Annotated in this window: 14 protein-coding genes; 10 read left to right on the forward strand and 4 right to left on the reverse strand. The window is 49.4% G+C overall.

The window, feature by feature from the left end; all coding sequences use genetic code 11:
- Positions 1-5: 5 nt before the first annotated feature.
- Positions 6-1,373, reverse strand: a complete 1,368-nt coding sequence (locus tag KD147_RS06710) for an ATP-binding protein (RefSeq protein WP_212547293.1) — start codon at positions 1,371-1,373, stop codon at positions 6-8.
- Positions 1,374-2,057, reverse strand: coding sequence for a response regulator transcription factor (locus tag KD147_RS06715; RefSeq protein WP_212547294.1), 684 nt, complete (start codon positions 2,055-2,057; stop codon positions 1,374-1,376).
- 165 nt (positions 2,058-2,222) lie between these two features.
- On the opposite strand from KD147_RS06715, the gene KD147_RS06720 reads away from it, so the two are divergent.
- The 5 genes from KD147_RS06720 (at position 2,223) to KD147_RS06740 (ending at position 8,251) form a co-directional block, all read left to right on the forward strand.
- Positions 2,223-2,675: a Spy/CpxP family protein refolding chaperone gene (locus KD147_RS06720; RefSeq protein ID WP_212547295.1), complete on the forward strand. Its 453-nt coding sequence runs from the start codon at positions 2,223-2,225 to the stop codon at positions 2,673-2,675.
- 919 nt (positions 2,676-3,594) lie between these two features.
- On the forward strand, positions 3,595-4,611 hold the full coding sequence (locus tag KD147_RS06725) for an extracellular solute-binding protein (RefSeq protein WP_212547296.1): 1,017 nt from the start codon (positions 3,595-3,597) through the stop codon (positions 4,609-4,611).
- 13 nt (positions 4,612-4,624) lie between these two features.
- Positions 4,625-6,256 (forward strand): ABC transporter permease, encoded by a 1,632-nt coding sequence (locus tag KD147_RS06730; RefSeq protein ID WP_105253767.1) that lies wholly within the window; start codon positions 4,625-4,627, stop codon positions 6,254-6,256.
- Positions 6,256-7,296 (forward strand): ABC transporter ATP-binding protein, encoded by a 1,041-nt coding sequence (locus KD147_RS06735; protein ID WP_212547297.1) that lies wholly within the window; start codon positions 6,256-6,258, stop codon positions 7,294-7,296. Before KD147_RS06730 ends, KD147_RS06735 begins: the two co-directional genes overlap by 1 nt.
- Positions 7,297-7,354: 58 nt before the next feature.
- A complete protein-coding gene (locus KD147_RS06740; protein ID WP_212547298.1) occupies positions 7,355-8,251 on the forward strand; it encodes a Dyp-type peroxidase in 897 nt (298 codons plus the stop codon).
- Between the two features lie 18 nt (positions 8,252-8,269).
- On the opposite strand, the gene argR is transcribed toward KD147_RS06740, so the two are convergent.
- On the reverse strand, positions 8,270-8,737 hold the full coding sequence (gene argR / locus KD147_RS06745; protein WP_105253770.1) for a transcriptional regulator ArgR: 468 nt from the start codon (positions 8,735-8,737) through the stop codon (positions 8,270-8,272).
- 494 nt (positions 8,738-9,231) lie between these two features.
- Here argR and mdh point away from each other — a divergent pair, with 494 nt between their 5' ends.
- From mdh to lpdA, 5 genes are all read left to right on the forward strand, one after another.
- Positions 9,232-10,167 carry a malate dehydrogenase gene (gene mdh, locus KD147_RS06750; protein ID WP_105200191.1) on the forward strand — a complete coding sequence of 312 codons (936 nt, stop codon included), beginning with the start codon at positions 9,232-9,234 and terminating at the stop codon, positions 10,165-10,167.
- Positions 10,168-10,452: 285 nt separating this feature from the next.
- On the forward strand, positions 10,453-11,202 hold the full coding sequence (pdhR, locus tag KD147_RS06755; RefSeq protein ID WP_105253771.1) for a pyruvate dehydrogenase complex transcriptional repressor PdhR: 750 nt from the start codon (positions 10,453-10,455) through the stop codon (positions 11,200-11,202).
- Positions 11,203-11,290: 88 nt separating this feature from the next.
- Complete coding sequence (gene aceE / locus KD147_RS06760; RefSeq protein ID WP_212547299.1) at positions 11,291-13,957, forward strand: pyruvate dehydrogenase (acetyl-transferring), homodimeric type; 2,667 nt, start codon at positions 11,291-11,293, stop codon at positions 13,955-13,957.
- A gap of 10 nt (positions 13,958-13,967) precedes the next feature.
- A complete protein-coding gene (gene aceF / locus KD147_RS06765; RefSeq protein WP_212547300.1) occupies positions 13,968-15,851 on the forward strand; it encodes a pyruvate dehydrogenase complex dihydrolipoyllysine-residue acetyltransferase in 1,884 nt (627 codons plus the stop codon).
- A gap of 155 nt (positions 15,852-16,006) precedes the next feature.
- Entirely contained in the window at positions 16,007-17,419 is a 1,413-nt protein-coding gene (lpdA, locus tag KD147_RS06770) for a dihydrolipoyl dehydrogenase (RefSeq protein WP_105187848.1), read from the forward strand.
- An 86-nt stretch (positions 17,420-17,505) separates the two neighbouring features.
- Here lpdA and KD147_RS06775 read toward each other — a convergent pair whose 3' ends face one another.
- Positions 17,506-17,829: a hypothetical protein gene (locus KD147_RS06775; RefSeq protein WP_105253774.1), complete on the reverse strand. Its 324-nt coding sequence runs from the start codon at positions 17,827-17,829 to the stop codon at positions 17,506-17,508.
- Positions 17,830-17,862 lie beyond the last annotated feature (33 nt).

A 17,862-nucleotide genomic window follows, 5' to 3' on the forward strand; every position in this document is an offset into this window, starting at 1 on the left:
CAGTATTAAGTCGTAGGTAGCTTGATGGTGGCTACTAAACCACCTTGTGGATGATTTTGCAATACCAGCTCCCCCTGATGCGCGGCGATGGCTTTGGCGGCTATGGCCAAGCCCAGACCCGTGCCGCCGCTGTTGCGGGCTCGGGCACTGCCAACGCGATAGAAGGGCTCGGTAATATGGGCGAGCTCTTGCTCGGCAACGCCGGGGCCATCATCGCGAATGCTGAGTTGCCATTGTTGCTGCTCGTGTTTGAGCGTCACCTCGATATGGCTGTTGGCGTACTTAATGGCGTTGCGCAGCAAGTTTTCACAGGCGCTGGCCAACAGCATGGCATCTACTCGCAACAAGGGCTGATCCGGCAGTGAGGGTAAACTCAGGGTTTTGTCTTGCGACCTAGCCTCAAATTCGGCATCGGTAAAGACCGGGGTAAAGAGTTGCGCCGGTGACATCAGTTCGGTTTGCAGGCTTTGTTGGCGATTTTCCAAACGCGACAGGGTGAGAATGCGCTCTATCATCAGGTCTAATAATTGCGCTTCTTTTTCAATACGTTGTAACTGCACTAGCGTGTCTTTGTCGGCCTTGTCCTGGGCGATGGCGCAGGCGAGGGATAAACGCGTTAACGGTGAGCGCAGCTCATGGGAAATATCCCCGAGCAAGGTTCTTTGGGTATTGACCAGGGTTTCCAGGCGCTGCGCCATGGCATTGAATTCACGGGCGAGAATGCCAATTTCATCGCTTCGTTGCGCGGCCAGGGTGACACGGCTGTCGAGTTGCCCTTCGGCAATGGCCCGAGCGCTAAAGCGCAGCGAATTCAGTGGGCCGATCAGGGTGCGGGTAAAGAGAAAGCTCAGCAATAAGGAGGCGCCAATGGCGACCGTGACCTTAAGCCAGTGCGGGAGCAACTTGAGACGCACAAACCAGGGCAGGGGGCGTTCTGGGCGCAACTCATAAAGCTGGTACTGACCATCGGGCAGGTTGATTAGCAGCGGCCCCAGGGCGTGGAAATGCTCGTTAAAAATCATTTGCGGTGCCATATCGGGACGAAAGTTTAACAGGCTTAAATCCACCGCTTCGCCGGCATTAAAATTACTGTAAGCCAGGTCCTTGTCCGGCGAATATAAATACAGCTTGCGTTTTTTTAAGCGTCCCAGGTTGATCACCTCCTGCGCCGAGTGCTGATGCTTTTTTGCCGAGCGCTCAACCGCGTGACCCAGGCGCTTAAAATAGTGGGCATCGCTGCCTTGCAAAGGTTCATAGCTAAGATCGCTGAAGCTGACCGAGCTTAAGGCGGCCATCAGCATTATGGTGGCGGCGAAAGTCAGCCAAAACCACAGGAAAATTTTTACATAGAGCTTGTTAAAGGGATTGCTCACTTAGGCGTCTCCAATCAGGACATAACCGGCACCACGAATGGTGCGAATACGCTCGTTCTCTATGTGCTCGGCTATTTTTTTGCGCAGATTGCTGACATGCATATCGATGGAGCGATCATAGGGGGCGAGACGGCGGCCTAAAACCTGTTCGCTAATTTGCTCTTTACTGATCACCGCGCCGGGCTCTTGCAACAACAGATGTAAAATAGCAAACTCGGTACCGGTCAGGGTGAGGGTTTGCCCTTGAGCGCTGGCGCTGCGACTTTGCATGCAGATAGAAAGGTTGGCAAACTCCAGCTCTTGTCGTGGTTGGCTATGGTTTATATGCTCTATGCGCCTGGTGATCGCCTTGATCCGGGCGATCAGTTCGCGATGATTAAAGGGTTTAGGAATATAGTCGTCGGCGCCAAGCTCAAGACCGAAGATGCGATCAAAATCATCACCCTTTGCGGTCAGCATGATCACCGGCACCAAGGAAGTGGTACGCAGTTGTTTTAGTACTTCAAAGCCGTCCAGTATTGGCAGCATTACATCAAGCAGAATAAGGTCGTGTCTGTTTTCCAAGGCCAGAGCCAGGCCTTGTTCGCCATCATGGGCACACTCTACATCAAAGCCTTGCGAGTGAATATATTCACTGAGCATGGATGCCAGTTCAATGTCGTCGTCAATTAATAAAACCTTCATCGTCTATCTCAAAAACAACTGTTCTCAGCTCATACTAACTGATCGACTGTTTACAGTGCGACACCTTTACACAACCTTTACGTGCCTCTGACATAGCTTTGCGTTGCACTTGCTAGAGTAAATAACGCACCCAGTTCACAACCAAGGACAACGTAGGAGTCCGTTATGAAATTAAATAAGTTACTTACAGTCGCCGTTATTTCTATCGGTTTAGCATCAACCGCCGCGATGGCGGGACAGGGGAGTCACCACAAGCATGGTGAGCGCGGTATGCTCAGTGAGCGCATGATTACGCACCTCCAACTGAGTGAACAGCAGCAAACGCAAATTAAAGCCATTATGGATGCTAATAAACAGCTTAAGCCGCAGCGGGGCTCTCGCCACGAGAGTCACCAAGCCTTACAAGCGCTTACAAATACCAGCGACAGTTTTGACGAGCAGGCGGCCCGCGAAATCATTCAGGCCCAGCAAAGTAAGCAACTGGAGCGCAAAATTGCACATCTCAAATCCAGGCATCAGGTATGGAATATTCTCACCGAAGAGCAGCAACAGAAGTGGGCACGGGCAAAGGTAAAGCATCAAGAGCGCCGTGGACATAAACGCGATGGTGACAAATAAGAAGGCTTGCTGAAGTATAAAAAGCCCAGATCTGTGCGGTGGCATTAAAGGAGGGGGAGGTTTCTCCCTTTTTCTTTGTCCGCTGCACGGGTCGATAGCCGGTTGAGGTATTTTAAATGTGAGCGGTCGCGCCGGTGTAAAGGTGAAAAGAAATTTTGAGTGGTAGAAAAAAAAGACGCGACCATATAGGTCGCGCTGACGGAATTTTCCAGCATCCTGCCGGTATTGAAGCAAGTTCAACTCCCTGTAACCACTATAGTGGTTAAGCTGCAACATGGCTGCTGCAGTGTCGTCCCTGTCCCCTTTTTTCCTGTGACAACCTGTCGTACGGCACAGTGCATCGCATGTAGTTAGCATTTTGAATTACTAAGCCGCTTTGGTTCTCTCCCCCACATCCTGTGTTGCCCGCTTCCTGCTGGCACTCCTTAGGCGAACCAATGCCTGTGTCCCCTCGCACATCCCGTGCCTGAGCATCCTGCTCTTCGTCCTTGTTTTTGGTTACAGTCCTTGTGTCCTGCTTCCTGCAGTTGTCCTTCCTGGCTCTTGAGCACATCCGGTGCACAAATCCTGGCAATCCCTGCTGTGGTTTCCTTAACTTTTAACGCTCGTATGCCCTTACAAGCGATGAAGTTAGTATAAGGGAAAGTTTTAACCTAGGTCAGCCAGTTAAACTCATACTAAATTCTGTAAAAGTATCGCAACAATTTATATTTGAATTAAAAATCAAAAGGTTAGGTTTTTTTTGTTCGTTTTTTTAGCAGCGATTGCGGTAATAACGCGGTGAACTGTGCGATATATCTCACAAAGTTTCGGGCCAACCGGGAAATTATTCTTTTGCTTAGCGGCTTAGCGCTGTACTTTTTTGTCTTAAACAGTATGATGCTTTTGAGAATTATTTTTATTTAAGTAGGAGTCTTTGGTGAAAAAAGCACTAGGATTTGCATTGGCATCGGTTGTTTCTGTTTTGTCTGCGGCGCCGGCCTTGGCGGCAGAAACCGTTAATATTTATTCATTTCGCCAACCTTTCTTAATTGAACCTATTTTAGAAAAATTCACGGCGCAAACCGGTATCGAAACCAAGGTGGTGTTTGCCAAAAAAGGTTTGATAGAGCGCTTAAAGCGTGAGGGCAAACACACCCAAGCTGACTTGGTGCTGACGTCAAACTTCAGTGCACTAATGCAATTAGAAGACATGGCGTTGACGCAAACCATCAGTAGCGAACAGGTCGACGCCAACATTCCTGCCAGTTTTCGTGATCCTAATGGTCAGTGGGTGGCGCTGACGAAACGAGTACGTAATGTATATTCTGCGAAAGATCGCGTTGGTAAACTCGATACCTTACGTTACGAAGACCTAGCCACGGAAGCTTATGCTAACAAGGTCTGTATGCGCCCGGGTAAGCACCCTTATAACCTAGGTCTGGTAGCGTCGATGATAGCTCACCATGGTGAGACCGAGACGAAAAAGTGGTTGGAAGGCCTCAAGGCAAACCTGGCCCGTAAGCCACAAGGCAATGACCGTGCCCAAGTGAAAGCGGTTAAAGAAGGCCTGTGCGATGTGGCCATTGGCAACAGTTATTACTTTGGCAAAATGATGCAGGATGAGCAGCAAAAGGCCTGGGCAGATGCCGTCTATATTAACTTCCCTAATCAGCAAGATAGGGGCGCTCATGTAAATGTCTCCGGCGTGGTACTAACCAAGCACTCGAAAAACAAGGAAAATGCCTTGAAACTGATCGAGTTTATGACCGACAATACGGCGCAAAATATGTATGCCTCCGTCAATATGGAATATCCGGTTAAGCCCGGTGTGCCCCTGTCCGAGCTCGTGGCATCTTGGGGTGAGTTTAAAGAAGACACGCTGCCGTTAGCGGAAATAAGCAAGCACCGTAGCGCTGCGTTACGACTTCTTGACGAGGTTAAATTCGACCTTTAACTGATTAGTTTCAATGCAGTTTAAATTTTCGCTGTCCTCATGGCAGCTGATTGCGTGGACGACAGGCTTAGGCCTGTCGTTGCCGTTAGGCTTCCTGATTTTTGAATCTCTGCAAAGCGACCCCCAGGTGTTTGCGCACCTGTGGAATACCGTGCTGTGGGATTATATTGGCAACACCATCCTCTTGATCCTCGGTGTGGCCTTATTAAGCTGCGTGATTGCGCTGCCACTGGGGTGGTTGGTGGCCTACTGTGATTTTCCCGGCAAAAAACTCTTTTCCTGGGCGCTGATGTTGCCCTTGGCCATGCCCACGTATCTGATTGCCTACGTGTATACCGACCTGTTTGACTACGCCGGACCGGTGCAAATTGCACTGCGCGATGCCTTTGGCTGGCAATCTCCCGACGACTATTGGTTTTTCGATATCCGTACTCTGGGCGGTGCCATTGTTATGCTGGCCTTGGTGTTGTACCCCTACTTGTTTTTGATATTTAAAACGGCATTAAAAGAGCAGTCGCATAAGCTGGTGCAGGCCGCCGAAATCATGGGCAACACCCCGGCACAGAGCTTTTTTAAGATCAGCCTGCCTTTAAGCCAGGGCGCCATTGCTGCGGCGGTGGCGCTGATCAGCATGGAAGCCATGGCCGATTTTGCCACCGTAAGCTACTTTGCCGTTAGCACCCTGACCACGGCGGTGTACGACACCTGGTTTGGTTATTATTCTTTGACCGCTGCGGCAAAAATCTCCGGCATCATGCTGCTAATCCTGTTTGTGGCTATCATTATCGAGCGTTATTCCCGTCGTAATCAGGCGGTGTTTGAGCGACAAACTCAGCTCGGTGAAGAGTCTTTATATCCGCTTACAGGCGCCAAGGCCTTTGCTGCCAGCGCCTTTGCCAGCCTAGTCCTGTTAGTTGCGTTCGTGGTTCCCGTGCTGGTGTTAGGCGGCTACGCCATTGATTATTTCGATCAGGCCTGGAACAGCGAGTTCTTCCTATATGCCTGGCAAAGCCTGAAAATTTCCGCCTTGGTCAGTGTCCTGGCCATTGTTTTGAGCCTGCTTGTGGTTTATTTCCAGCGCCTGACGCCATCGCCTGCCAGTCTCTGGCCTGGGCGCCTGGCAAGCACTGGCTATGCGCTGCCGGGCACGGTATTGGCCATCGCCGTGTTGCTGCCGCTGACCACCTTGGAAGAGGGCGTTAACCAGTGGCTGGAACCCTATGATAAGGCGCCTGGGCTGTTTTTAAGCGGTACCCTGTTTGCGATTATTTTTGCTTACGTGGTGCGTTTTTATGCCATTGCTCATGGCAGTATAGAGTCGAGCTTTAGCCGCATTAGCCCCAGCTTGGATATGGCCAGTCAGTCTATGGGCCGCAGTGCGAGACAAACCCTGACCAGCGTACATATACCCATTCTCAAGCGAGGTATTTTAACCGCGGCGCTGCTGGTGTTTATCGAATGTATGAAAGAATTACCGGCGGCCTTGCTGCTACGCCCCTTTAACTTTGAAACTCTGGCAACCCATGTTTTTCAATATGTGAGCGATGAACAGCTTGAGCTGGCCTCGGTGGCGGCCTTATTTATCGTCGTTGTGGGTCTAATTCCGCTCTATTTTATTAACCGCTCGATGGAGCAAAAACACTGATGACGGCACAGCTTCACTTAGACAATATCAGCTTTAACTATGGCGAGCGTGCCGTGGTGGATAACCTGAGCCTGCATTTAGGCGATAATGAAATCCTTTGCCTGTTAGGGGCCAGTGGTTGTGGTAAAACCACCACCCTCAAGGCTATTGCCGGTTTGCTGCGCCCGCATCAAGGGGTCATTCGTCTCGGCGAGACCATCTTATGCGACGATAACCGCTTTGTTGCGCCTCAGCATCGTAATATGGGCATGATGTTTCAGGATTATGCTTTGTTTCCACATTTGAATGTGGCCGACAACATTGCCTTTGGCCTCAAAGCCATGACCCGGGTCAACAAGGCCAAAAGGGTTAAGGAAATGCTGGCGCTGGTCCATCTCGAAGATTGTGCCCACCGTTATCCTCATCAATTATCTGGTGGCCAACAGCAGCGGGTGGCCATCGCTCGAGCTCTGGCCTATAAGCCCAGTCTGCTGTTACTGGATGAGCCTTTTTCTAATATCGACCATCAGGTGCGTTTTCAATTGATCGCCGATATTCGCCGCATCATAAAAGACCAACAGGTGTCGGCGATTTTCGTTACCCACTCCAAGGAAGAGGCCTTTGCTTTTGCCGATACCCTGGCGGTGATGCACCAAGGGAAAATTGCCCAACAGGGGACACCGCAGCAGTTGTTTCACCATCCGTGCTCTAAGGTGGTGGCCGAGTTCCTTGGCACGGGTTTATACCTGGATGCCCAAAAGCAGGATGACTATCATTTTGAAACCCAGTTTGGGGTGGTTAAATCGCAGCAAGCGGTTGAGGGCAGTGAGCAGGTGGGGCAGTTGTATGTGCGCCCCCATGATCTGCAGCTTATTGCCGATGAAAGTGGCCCGGTGACCGTGTTGTCGAAGCGATTTGTTGGCACCGAGTATGTGTATCGGGTGCAGGTCTTTGGCCAAGAGCTTGAAGTGCCTGTCAAGCAGCCTGAACAAGAGTTTTTGCCGGGACAAAAGCTATCGATTACAATTACATCACATGCGGTAAACTTTTTTACCGCCTAAGCGCCCAGGCCCGCACCGCAGGAGGGCACAATCCAAGAATAAAAACATAGGAACTTAAATGGCCAAAGCGCAATCCGGCGTGTGCGCGCAAGCTAACTTACATGGCTTGCACCTTTTTTTTAATGTCCTTGATGGCCATGATGAAACCCTTAAGGTTAAGCTTGCTCGGCTCCTTGATGTGCAGGCTGAGTTTGAGGAGCGTTTCTCCGAAGCCATGGTCGCCAGTTTTGTCGCCATCGGTGCCCAGTATTGGCCGCTCTTACACCCCCAACGTACACCATCAACACTCACGAATTTTCCGCGCGTGAGTCACAGCGATCACAGTGTCGGTGTCCAGCCGTTCGATTTATTTGTGCAAATACGCTCGGACCGAGAAGATGTGAATCATCTCTTTGGCCAGCAAGTCCTGCAGTTGCTGGCGCCCGATGTGGAGCTGGTTGAAGAGATAAGTTGTTTTCGTTTTCTTGATGGTCGGGATTTTAATGGCTTTGTCTATGCCCCAGATACGCCTCATGGGCGGCAAAAAATGCTTACTGCTTTGGTGAGCGACGAGGATTATTTTGCCCACGGCAGCTATATCCATGTGCAGCGTTTTACCCATAACCTGGTGGCCTGGCAAGCGCTGAGCCAAGAGGAGCAGGAGTTCGTGATGGGGCGTACTCGCCTCGACAGTGAGCTGTTGATGCCACTTAATGCCAATAGTCATGCGGTATGCACCGAGTTAAAAGATGAAAAGGGCCAGCCGCTACTGTTACACCAGGGTATGCCCTTTGCGAGTATGAATAAGCAAGGTTTGTTATCGGTGACCTGTGCCGCCAGCGGCACCGCTTTTGGACAGATGCTCAATAGCCAGCTGGGGAATTATCTGCATTATGATGCCTGGCTCGACTTCACCCAGGCGGATATGGGCGCGGCCTTCTTTGCGCCCTCGGTGGATTTACTGAAACGTTTATAAAAGAGGTGATAGCCTCTTTTATACGTTGTCGAACAGTTTGCGCACGCGCTCCAAGGTAACATCAATTTCTGACACCTTCGCGGGGGCGATAAAGATGGTATCGTCACCGGCTATGGTGCCCAGCACGCCATCGGCCTTGCCCAGTGAGTCGAGCAGGCGGGCGATCAATTGCGCCGCACCAGGGCTGGTGTTGATGATGATCATCATTTCGTTGTGAACTATATCAATAACCAGTTGGCGTAGTGGTGACTTGGCGGTTGGAACGGCGAGTTCGGCCGGCAAACAGTATACCATTTCCTGCTTGGCATTGCGGGTTCGTACCGCACCAAATTTACTGAGCATGCGCGAAACCTTGCTTTGACTGATATTGTCAAAGCCTTGCTCCTTCAAGGCGTCGACAATCTCACCTTGTGAACCGAAGTTTTCTTCTTTAAGAATTGCCTTAAAGGCTTTTACCAAAGCTTCTTGTTTTTCTTGCGCTTGCATAATGTCATTCTTCTTTGCAAATTGTTGTCAATATTCTACCTAAGAAGTCAGTGTATTTCATCTTAGTAGGGTCTGTTGACCTTTGCTGTTTGTTTCTGCAGCAGTTTGTAGTGTATTTATACAAGGCGGCACATGTGTGGTGTAGTTATTCTACATGAACATTTAACAACACAGTAGAAATGCGCTACAAGCGCTGCCCTACGGGTTCATCTAAACGCATCCTGCTCTGTGTTACTCGCTATGTACATAAAATGACTATGCACCATAACGAGCGGCGTGACCAGAATGCGTTTAGATTGAACATAAAGTAAACCTCAAAGATAAACAGACCCTAGAATCTTTACAGTTAAGTTTACGACTATGGTCGAGATTATCCTCAAAATAACGCGGATTAATTTGTCTTTATGGCCTATTTTCATTATCTTTAGGGCCATCTTTAGGTCTGATGACCCAAATCTCACATAACCTAGTCTCGTTATTTACGGAGAATTAAAATGAAAGTTGCCGTTTTAGGTGCTGCCGGTGGTATCGGTCAAGCGCTATCTTTACTACTAAAAAATAGCCTTCCTGCTGGTTCTGAACTGTCTCTATACGACGTAGCGCCTGTTGTTCCAGGTGTTGCCGTAGACCTATCACACATCCCTACTGCGGTAGCAGTAAAAGGTTTTGGTAAAGACGACCTTGATGCAGCACTAAGCGGTTGTGACGTTGTTTTGATTCCTGCAGGTATGCCGCGTAAGCCAGGCATGGACCGTGCTGACCTATTCAACGTAAACGCGAGCATCATTCAGACGCTTGCTGAAGGCATCGTTAAAAACTGTCCTAAAGCCATGGTGGGTGTGATCACTAACCCGGTAAACGGCACTGTGCCAATCGTTGCTGAAGTATTCAAAAAAGCAGGCACTTATGACCCGGCGCGCGTTTTTGGTGTAACAACGCTTGACGTTATCCGTGCAGAAACTTTCGTTGCCGAGCTTAAAGGCCTGGACGTAAGCCAGGTTAAAGTTCCAGTGATCGGTGGTCACTCGGGCACAACTATTCTTCCTCTTCTTTCACAAGTGGAAGGCGCTACTTTCTCTGATGAGGAAATCGCAGCACTTACTACACGCATTCAAAACGCGGGTACTGAAGTTGTTGAAGCTAAAGCCGGTGGCGGTAGCGCAACACTTTCAATGGGTGCAGCGGCAGCCCGTTTCTGCCTGTCACTAGTGAAAGGCCTACAGGGTGAAGACGTAATCGAGTACGCCTACGTTGAAGGTAATGGTGAAGATGCACAATTCTTCGCACAGCCAGTACGTCTTGGTAAGAACGGTGTTGAAGAACTTCTTTCTTACGGTGAGCTAAGCGCGTTTGAGCAAAAAGCAAAAGACGACATGCTTGCAACTCTGAACAAAGACATCCAAGAAGGTGTCGACTTCATGAATAAATAAGCTGACGCCTCTGGGCCGTTAGCGGCATCCAAGGAGAGCATCTCTGCGGATGCAAGAGCCTCTACACATTTGTTGTAGGGGCTTTTTTTTATGCTTTTTTACATACCTTTAACTGGTATGACCATTTCTTGGTGGACGAAAAATACTTTCACTTTTGTCCATATCTTACATACTGAAGTGAATAAAAATGGCGGCGCATAGCAGCAATTTTGACAGTCTAAGGGGAATCTGATACCTTATCTGCACTTTTTGGTATGACCAATTTACCCGAAGCTAAAAATAACCATGTCATTAAAAGTCAAAGCAGCGAAACTTTCGGATGTGATCCTAGCGCAACTTGAGAACATGATTCTCGAGGGCTCGTTAGCTCCGGGTGAAAAATTACCACCGGAGCGTGAGCTCGCCAAACAGTTCGAAGTTTCTCGTCCTTCGCTGCGCGAAGCAATTCAAAAACTGGAAGCCAAAGGCTTAGTCACTCGCCGTCAGGGTGGGGGCACCTTTGTCAAAAACCAGTTGGAGGAAGGGTTAAGCGATCCGCTGTTTGAGCTGATCAGCAAGCACCCGGAATCGCAATTTGACTTACTTGAGTTTCGTCATGCCCTTGAAGGAATTGCGGCGTATTATGCGGCCTTGCGTGGTACCCAAACTGATTTTGACAAGGTCAAAGAAAGCTTCGAAAAAATCGCCCACGCAAGTGACGATCTGGCGGCGAAGGCCAAAGCCATCAATGCCTTTCATTTTTGCATTGCTGAAGCATCACACAATGTAGTGTTGCTGCACCTGGTGCGTGGCATGCAAGCCTTGCTGGAACAAAATGTCCTGCAGAACCTGCAGGTACTGATGAAGAAAACAGAGGTGTCACAGCAACTTGCTGAGCATCGACAAGTGTTAATGGATGCCGTTATAGAAGGGCGTCCGGAGCAGGCACGTTTAGCCAGTAATGCCCACTTAGCCTTTATCGAAGAAGCATTATTGGAAGCCACCAAAGAGCACTCGCGCATCGAGCGCTCATTGCGACGTACCCGCACACAATAAAATTCGCTATAAGCCCCTGTGGAGCCATGCTCGCACGGGGGCTTTTTGGCATTTTAAATTCGTATTTTAAACATAAGGAAAACTCCATATGTCTGAAGTCAATAAAGTTGACGTAGACGCATTAGAAACCCAAGAGTGGTTACAAGCCCTTGAGTCGGTAGTGCGTGAAGAGGGCGTTGAGCGAGCGCAATTCATTCTTGAGCAAGTGCTAGAGCAGGCGCGTTTAGACGGTGTTGATATGCCAACCGGCACCACCACCAACTACGTTAATACCATCCCAGCAGATCAAGAACCTGCATACCCGGGTGATGTAAATATCGAGCGTCGTATCCGCTCTATCATCCGTTGGAACGCGATCATGATCGTTCTGCGTGCGTCTAAGAAGGATCTTGACTTAGGTGGACACATGGCGTCTTTCCAGTCGTCAGCGGCATTCTACGAAGTATGCTTTAACCACTTCTTCCGTGCTCCAAACGAGCAAGACGGCGGTGATTTAGTTTATTACCAGGGTCATATTTCACCTGGTATCTATGCCCGCGCCTTTGTAGAAGGCCGTCTAACCGCTGAGCAACTAGACAACTTCCGTCAAGAAGTGGATGGCAAGGGTCTTCCTTCTTACCCGCACCCGAAATTGATGCCTGAATTCTGGCAGTTCCCAACGGTATCTATGGGTCTTGGTCCAATTGCCTCTATCTATCAAGCACGTTTCCTGAAATACCTTGACGGTCGTGGTCTTAAAGACACGTCTAATCAGCGCGTCTATGCATTCCTAGGTGATGGTGAGATGGATGAGCCAGAATCACGTGGTGCTATCTCTTTTGCCGCCCGTGAAGGCTTAGACAACCTATGTTACCTAGTAAACTGTAACCTACAGCGTCTAGACGGCCCAGTAATGGGTAACGGCAAGATCATTCAAGAGCTTGAGGGTCTATTCAGAGGTGCAGGCTGGAATGTCATCAAGGTTGTGTGGGGCAGTGGTTGGGACAAGCTATTGGCTAAAGACACAACAGGTAAGCTACTGCAACTGATGAACGAAACGCTTGATGGTGACTACCAAACATATAAAGCCAAAGACGGTGCCTACGTACGAGAGCACTTTTTCGGTCGTTACCCTGAGACTGCAGCCCTTGTTGCCGATATGACCGACGAAGAGATCTTCGCCCTTAAGCGTGGTGGTCATGAGCCGTCGAAACTATTCGCAGCGTTCAAAGCAGCACAAGAAACTAAAGGTCGTCCAACTGTAATTCTTGCGAAAACCGTTAAAGGTTACGGCATGGGTGATGCGGCTGAAGGTAAGAACATCGCGCACCAGGTTAAGAAAATGGACATGACCCACGTAGCGCACCTACGCAGCCGTCTTGGCCTCGATGACTTGGTATCTGAAGATGATTTAGCAAATCTTCCGTACCTGACTCTGGAAGAAGGTTCGAAAGAGTACGAATACCTGCACGCTCGTCGTAATGCCCTACACGGTTACACACCGCAGCGTCTTCCTAACTTCAGCGAAGAGCTGGTATTACCTCAGTTAGACGCATTCAAGCCACTGCTTGAAGAGCAAAAGCGTGAAGTTTCAACGACTATGTCTTTCGTACGTACCTTAAACGTACTTCTTAAAGACAAGGGCATTGGTAAAAACATCGTGCCAATCATTGCCGATGAAGCCCGTACCTTTGGTATGGAAGGTCTGTTCCGTCAAATCGGTATTTATAACCCGCGCGGCCAGAACTACAGTCCAGAAGACCGTGACATCGTTTCTTACTACAAAGAAGATCAGGGTGGCCAGGTACTGCAAGAAGGTATCAACGAGCTAGGCGCAATGTCATCCTGGGTTGCTGCGGCGACCTCATACAGCACCAACGATCTACCTATGATCCCATTCTATATCTACTACTCAATGTTTGGTTTCCAACGTGTAGGCGATATGGCGTGGATGGCCGGTGACCAACAAGCACGTGGCTTCCTTCTAGGTGCAACGGCTGGTCGTACAACCCTTAACGGTGAAGGTCTGCAGCACGAAGATGGTCACAGCCATATTCTTGCAAACACGGTTCCTAACTGTATCTCTTACGACCCAACGTTTGGCTACGAAGTTGCTGTAATTATCGAAGATGGTATCCGTCGCATGTACGGTGAGAGCCAAGAAAATGTCTTCTACTACCTGACTCTGATGAACGAAAACTACCATCAGCCGGCGATGCCAGAAGGCGCCGAAGAAGGTATCCGTAAGGGTATCTACAAGCTAGAGAGCTATGCTGGCAGCAAAGGCCAGGTTCAGCTTCTAAGCTCAGGCACGATCATGAATGAAGTGCGTAAAGCGGCGCAAATCCTAAGCGACGAATTCGGCATTGCTTCAGATGTATTCTCGGTAACCTCATTCAACGAGATCACCCGTGATGCGCAAGATGCAGACCGTTACAACATGCTACACCCAGAAGCAGAGGCAAAAGTGCCTTATGTAACTTCTGTACTAGGTGATGCTCCTGCGATTGCCGCGACCGACTATATGAAGAACTATGCAGAGCAAATTCGTGCCTTTATCCCGGCTGAGTCTTACCGCGTACTAGGTACCGACGGTTACGGTCGTTCGGATAGCCGTGAAAACCTACGTCGTCACTTCGAAGTGAACGCAGGTTACGTGGTAGTTGCCGCACTGACTGAGCTGGCTAAACGTGGTGATGTTGAGAAGTCTGTAATTGCTGAAGCAATTAAGAAATTCAACATCGACGCCGACAAGATTAACCCGCTGTACGCTTAAGAGGTTAGCAATGACTATTGAAATTAAAGTTCCAGACATCGGCGGTGATGAGGTTGAAGTTACCGAGATTCTTGTTGCCGTTGGCGACAAGGTTGAAGTTGAACAATCGCTTATCACCGTAGAAGGCGACAAGGCTTCTATGGAAGTACCTGCAAGCGAAGCGGGTGTGGTTAAAGAGATTAAAATCGCCGAAGGCGATACGGTTTCAACCGGCACCTTGATCATGATCTTCGAAGGTGAGTCGGCGACAGCCGAAGCAGCGCCTGCACAAGAAAGTGCACCTGCCGCCCCTGCGGCTGGCAGCGCGGCTGCGAGCGAGAGCGTTGATATTAATGTACCTGATATCGGTGACGACGAAGTTGAAGTCACTGAAATCATGGTCAGCGTGGGTGACACGGTAGCAGAAGAGCAATCAATCCTGAGCGTTGAAGGCGACAAGGCTTCTATGGAAGTACCCGCACCACAAGCGGGTGTGGTAAAAGAAATCAAGGTCAACGTGGGCGACAAGGTGAAAACCGGCTCGCTAGTGTTTGTTTTTGAAACCGCCGGCTCAGCGCCAGCGCAAGCACCTGCAGCTGAGGCGGCTGCTCCAGCACAAAGTGGTGGTGTTGAAATCAAAGAAGTGGTTGTGCCTGATATCGGTGGTGACGAAGTTGAAGTGACCGAAGTCATGGTAAGCGCCGGTGACAGCGTCTCAGAAGAGCAATCAATTCTGAGCGTTGAAGGCGACAAAGCCTCTATGGAAGTGCCTGCTCCTTTCGCCGGTACGGTGAAGGAAGTAAAAGTGAATGTGGGCGACAAGGTGAGCACAGGCTCTCTTATCTTCACCTTCGAAGTGCAAGGCTCAGCGCCAGCGGCTGCAAGTGCAGCTCCTGCTGCTACAGCAACGCCAGCCGCTGCACCAGCTCCTGCACAAAAAGCAGGTGGCCCGGCGCCGGCGAAGCGTGAAGACTTCGTTGAAAACAGTGACTATGCACATGCATCACCTGTGGTTCGTCGTCTGGCTCGTGAGTTCGGCATCAACCTGGCGAAAGTGAAAGGCACGGGTCGTAAGAACCGCGTTGTTAAAGAAGACGTGCAGAACTACGTCAAAGAGCTAGTGAAGCAGGTTGAGTCTGGCAATGCCGGTAAAGGCGGCAATGGCGCAGGTGTAGACCTGATCCCATGGCCAAAAGTGGACTTCAGCAAGTTTGGTGAAGTGGAAGAGAAGAAACTTTCACGTATCCAAAAACTATCGGGCGCAAACCTGCACCGTAACTGGGTGCATATCCCTCACGTAACCCAATACGATGAAGCGGATATCACTAGCCTGGAAGCCTTCCGTAAAGAGCAAAATGCCCTTGCCGAGAAGAAGAAACTAGGCGTGAAAATCACCCCACTTGTGTTCGTAATGAAAGCGGCAGCGAAAGCGTTGGAAGAATTCCCAACCTTTAACTCATCGCTATCGGAAGATGGTGAAAGCCTGATCCTGAAGAAATACGTGCACATTGGTATCGCCGTAGATACACCAAATGGCCTGGTTGTGCCGGTAGTGCGTGATGTAAACAAAAAAGGCATCATTGAACTATCTCGCGAGCTAATGGAAATTTCAGCCAAAGCACGCGATGGCAAGCTGACCTCTGCGGATATGCAGGGAGGCTGTTTCACCATCTCTAGCCTAGGTGGCATCGGTGGTACGGCATTTACACCTATTGTGAATGCGCCAGAAGTGGCCATTTTGGGTGTATCTAAGTCTGACTTTAAGCCGAAGTGGAATGGTAAAGAATTCGAGCCGCGCCTGATGGTGCCACTAAGCTGTTCATACGACCACCGTGTAATTGACGGTGCCTTGGCAGCACGCTTTACTGTGACCCTGGCGAATTACCTAAGCGATATTCGTAACTTGGTAATGTAAGCTAAATAGATATAGAACTTTAATCCCAGTAAACGGTTTTTACTGGGATTTTTTTACTTTGCAATGATACAATCTTTGCACAATTTTTGTGAGCAATGACCGTTTAATGAAATTATTCGTTATTGCTTCCCGTTCGGACAAAATAAGGTAATAGCATGAGCAACGAAATCAAAACACAAGTCGTTGTACTAGGCGGTGGTCCTGGTGGTTATTCTGCAGCTTTCCGTGCCGCAGACTTAGGTTTAGAAGTAACTCTAGTTGAGTCACGCAGCACTCTTGGTGGCGTGTGCTTGAACGTAGGTTGTATTCCATCTAAAGCACTACTTCACGTTGCTAAAGTTATTGATGACGCAAGCGAAATGGCGTCACACGGTGTTTCTTTCGGCAAGCCTGAAATCGACCTGGACAAAATCCGTGGTTGGAAAGACTCTGTAATCGGCCAGCTAACTGGTGGTCTAGACGGCATGGCGAAGATGCGTAAAGTGAAAGTAGTAAACGGCTACGGTAAATTCACTGGCAGCAACACCATTGACGTTGATGGCACCACTATCACCTTCGACAATGCTATTATCGCTGCGGGCTCTCAGCCTGTTAACCTACCTTTCATCCCAGAAGATGATCGTGTAATCGACTCAACCGGTGCGCTAGAGCTTAAAGACGTTCCTGAGAAACTACTTGTACTAGGTGGTGGTATCATTGGTCTTGAAATGGGTACAGTTTACCGTGCACTAGGTTCACAAATCGACGTTGTTGAGTTTGCTGATCAACTAGTACCAGCGGCTGATAAAGACGTTATCAAGATCTACACGCGCTACGTAAAAGACAAGTTCAACGTAATGCTTTCTACTAAGGTAGTGGGCGTTGAAGCGAAAGACGATGGTCTATATGTATCGTTCGAAGGTAAGAACGCACCGGCTGAGCCAGTACGTTACGACAAAGTACTTGTTGCTGTTGGCCGTACTCCTAACGGTAAGCTGCTTGACGCTGACAAAGCGGGCGTTAATGTTGATGAGCGTGGCTTTATCAACACCGACAAGCAAATGAAGACCAACGTTGACCACATCTATGCAATCGGTGACATCGTAGGTCAGCCTATGCTTGCGCACAAAGCGGTTCATGAAGGTCACGTTGCTGCCGAGGTTATCTCTGGTCAGAAGCACTTCTTCGATCCTAAGTGTATTCCTTCAATCGCCTACACAGACCCAGAAATTGCATGGGTGGGTGTAACCGAGAAAGAAGCGAAAGAGCAAGGCCTTAACATCGAAACTGCGGTATTCCCGTGGGCAGCATCGGGTCGTGCTATTGCTTCTGCACGTACCGAAGGTCAAACTAAGCTTATCTTCGATAAAGACAATGGCCGTATCATCGGTGGTGCCATGGTTGGTATCAATGCAGGTGAAATGCTGGGCGAAATCGGCCTAGCGGTTGAGATGGGTGCAGACGGTGAAGACCTGGCGCTAACCATCCACGCTCACCCGACTCTAAACGAGTCTATCGGTCTAGCTGCAGAAATCTTTGAAGGTTCAATCACTGACCTGCCAAACAAAAAAGCAGTTAAGAAGAAGTAAGCACTTTTTCTAAGTAATAAAAAACCCGGCCTAAGCCGGGTTTTTTGTTTTTATGCTTCGCTATGATTGCGAATTAAACTGCTAGTTCACATGCTCGGCCCTGGCCAACTGCCTTTTTGGCACAGATAAACCAGTTGCTGGCATGCTTGAACAAAATCACGGCCGTTACGCTCTGCAAGCATGGCATTCGTGAGCTGTTCACGCGAGAGTTTTGGCGTTACTTCTTGCAGCGCTTCGAAGGTGTCTAACACCCTGTCGGCGAGCCCTTTTCGGTACTGCTCGATGTGAGCGAGCCATACCGGCATATATTCGTGTCGTACCTTGGCGCCATCGAGCGCGCCTATTGGCTGATGCCCCTGACATGCTACTAAGGTGCAGCTTAGTGCCATAAAGCTATTTATTTTATCCATATGCTCACCATACCTGTGTAAGCGCTCATACTA

Source organism: Pseudoalteromonas sp. BDTF-M6, from assembly GCF_018334135.1.
In the GTDB taxonomy this organism is placed as follows: domain Bacteria; phylum Pseudomonadota; class Gammaproteobacteria; order Enterobacterales; family Alteromonadaceae; genus Pseudoalteromonas.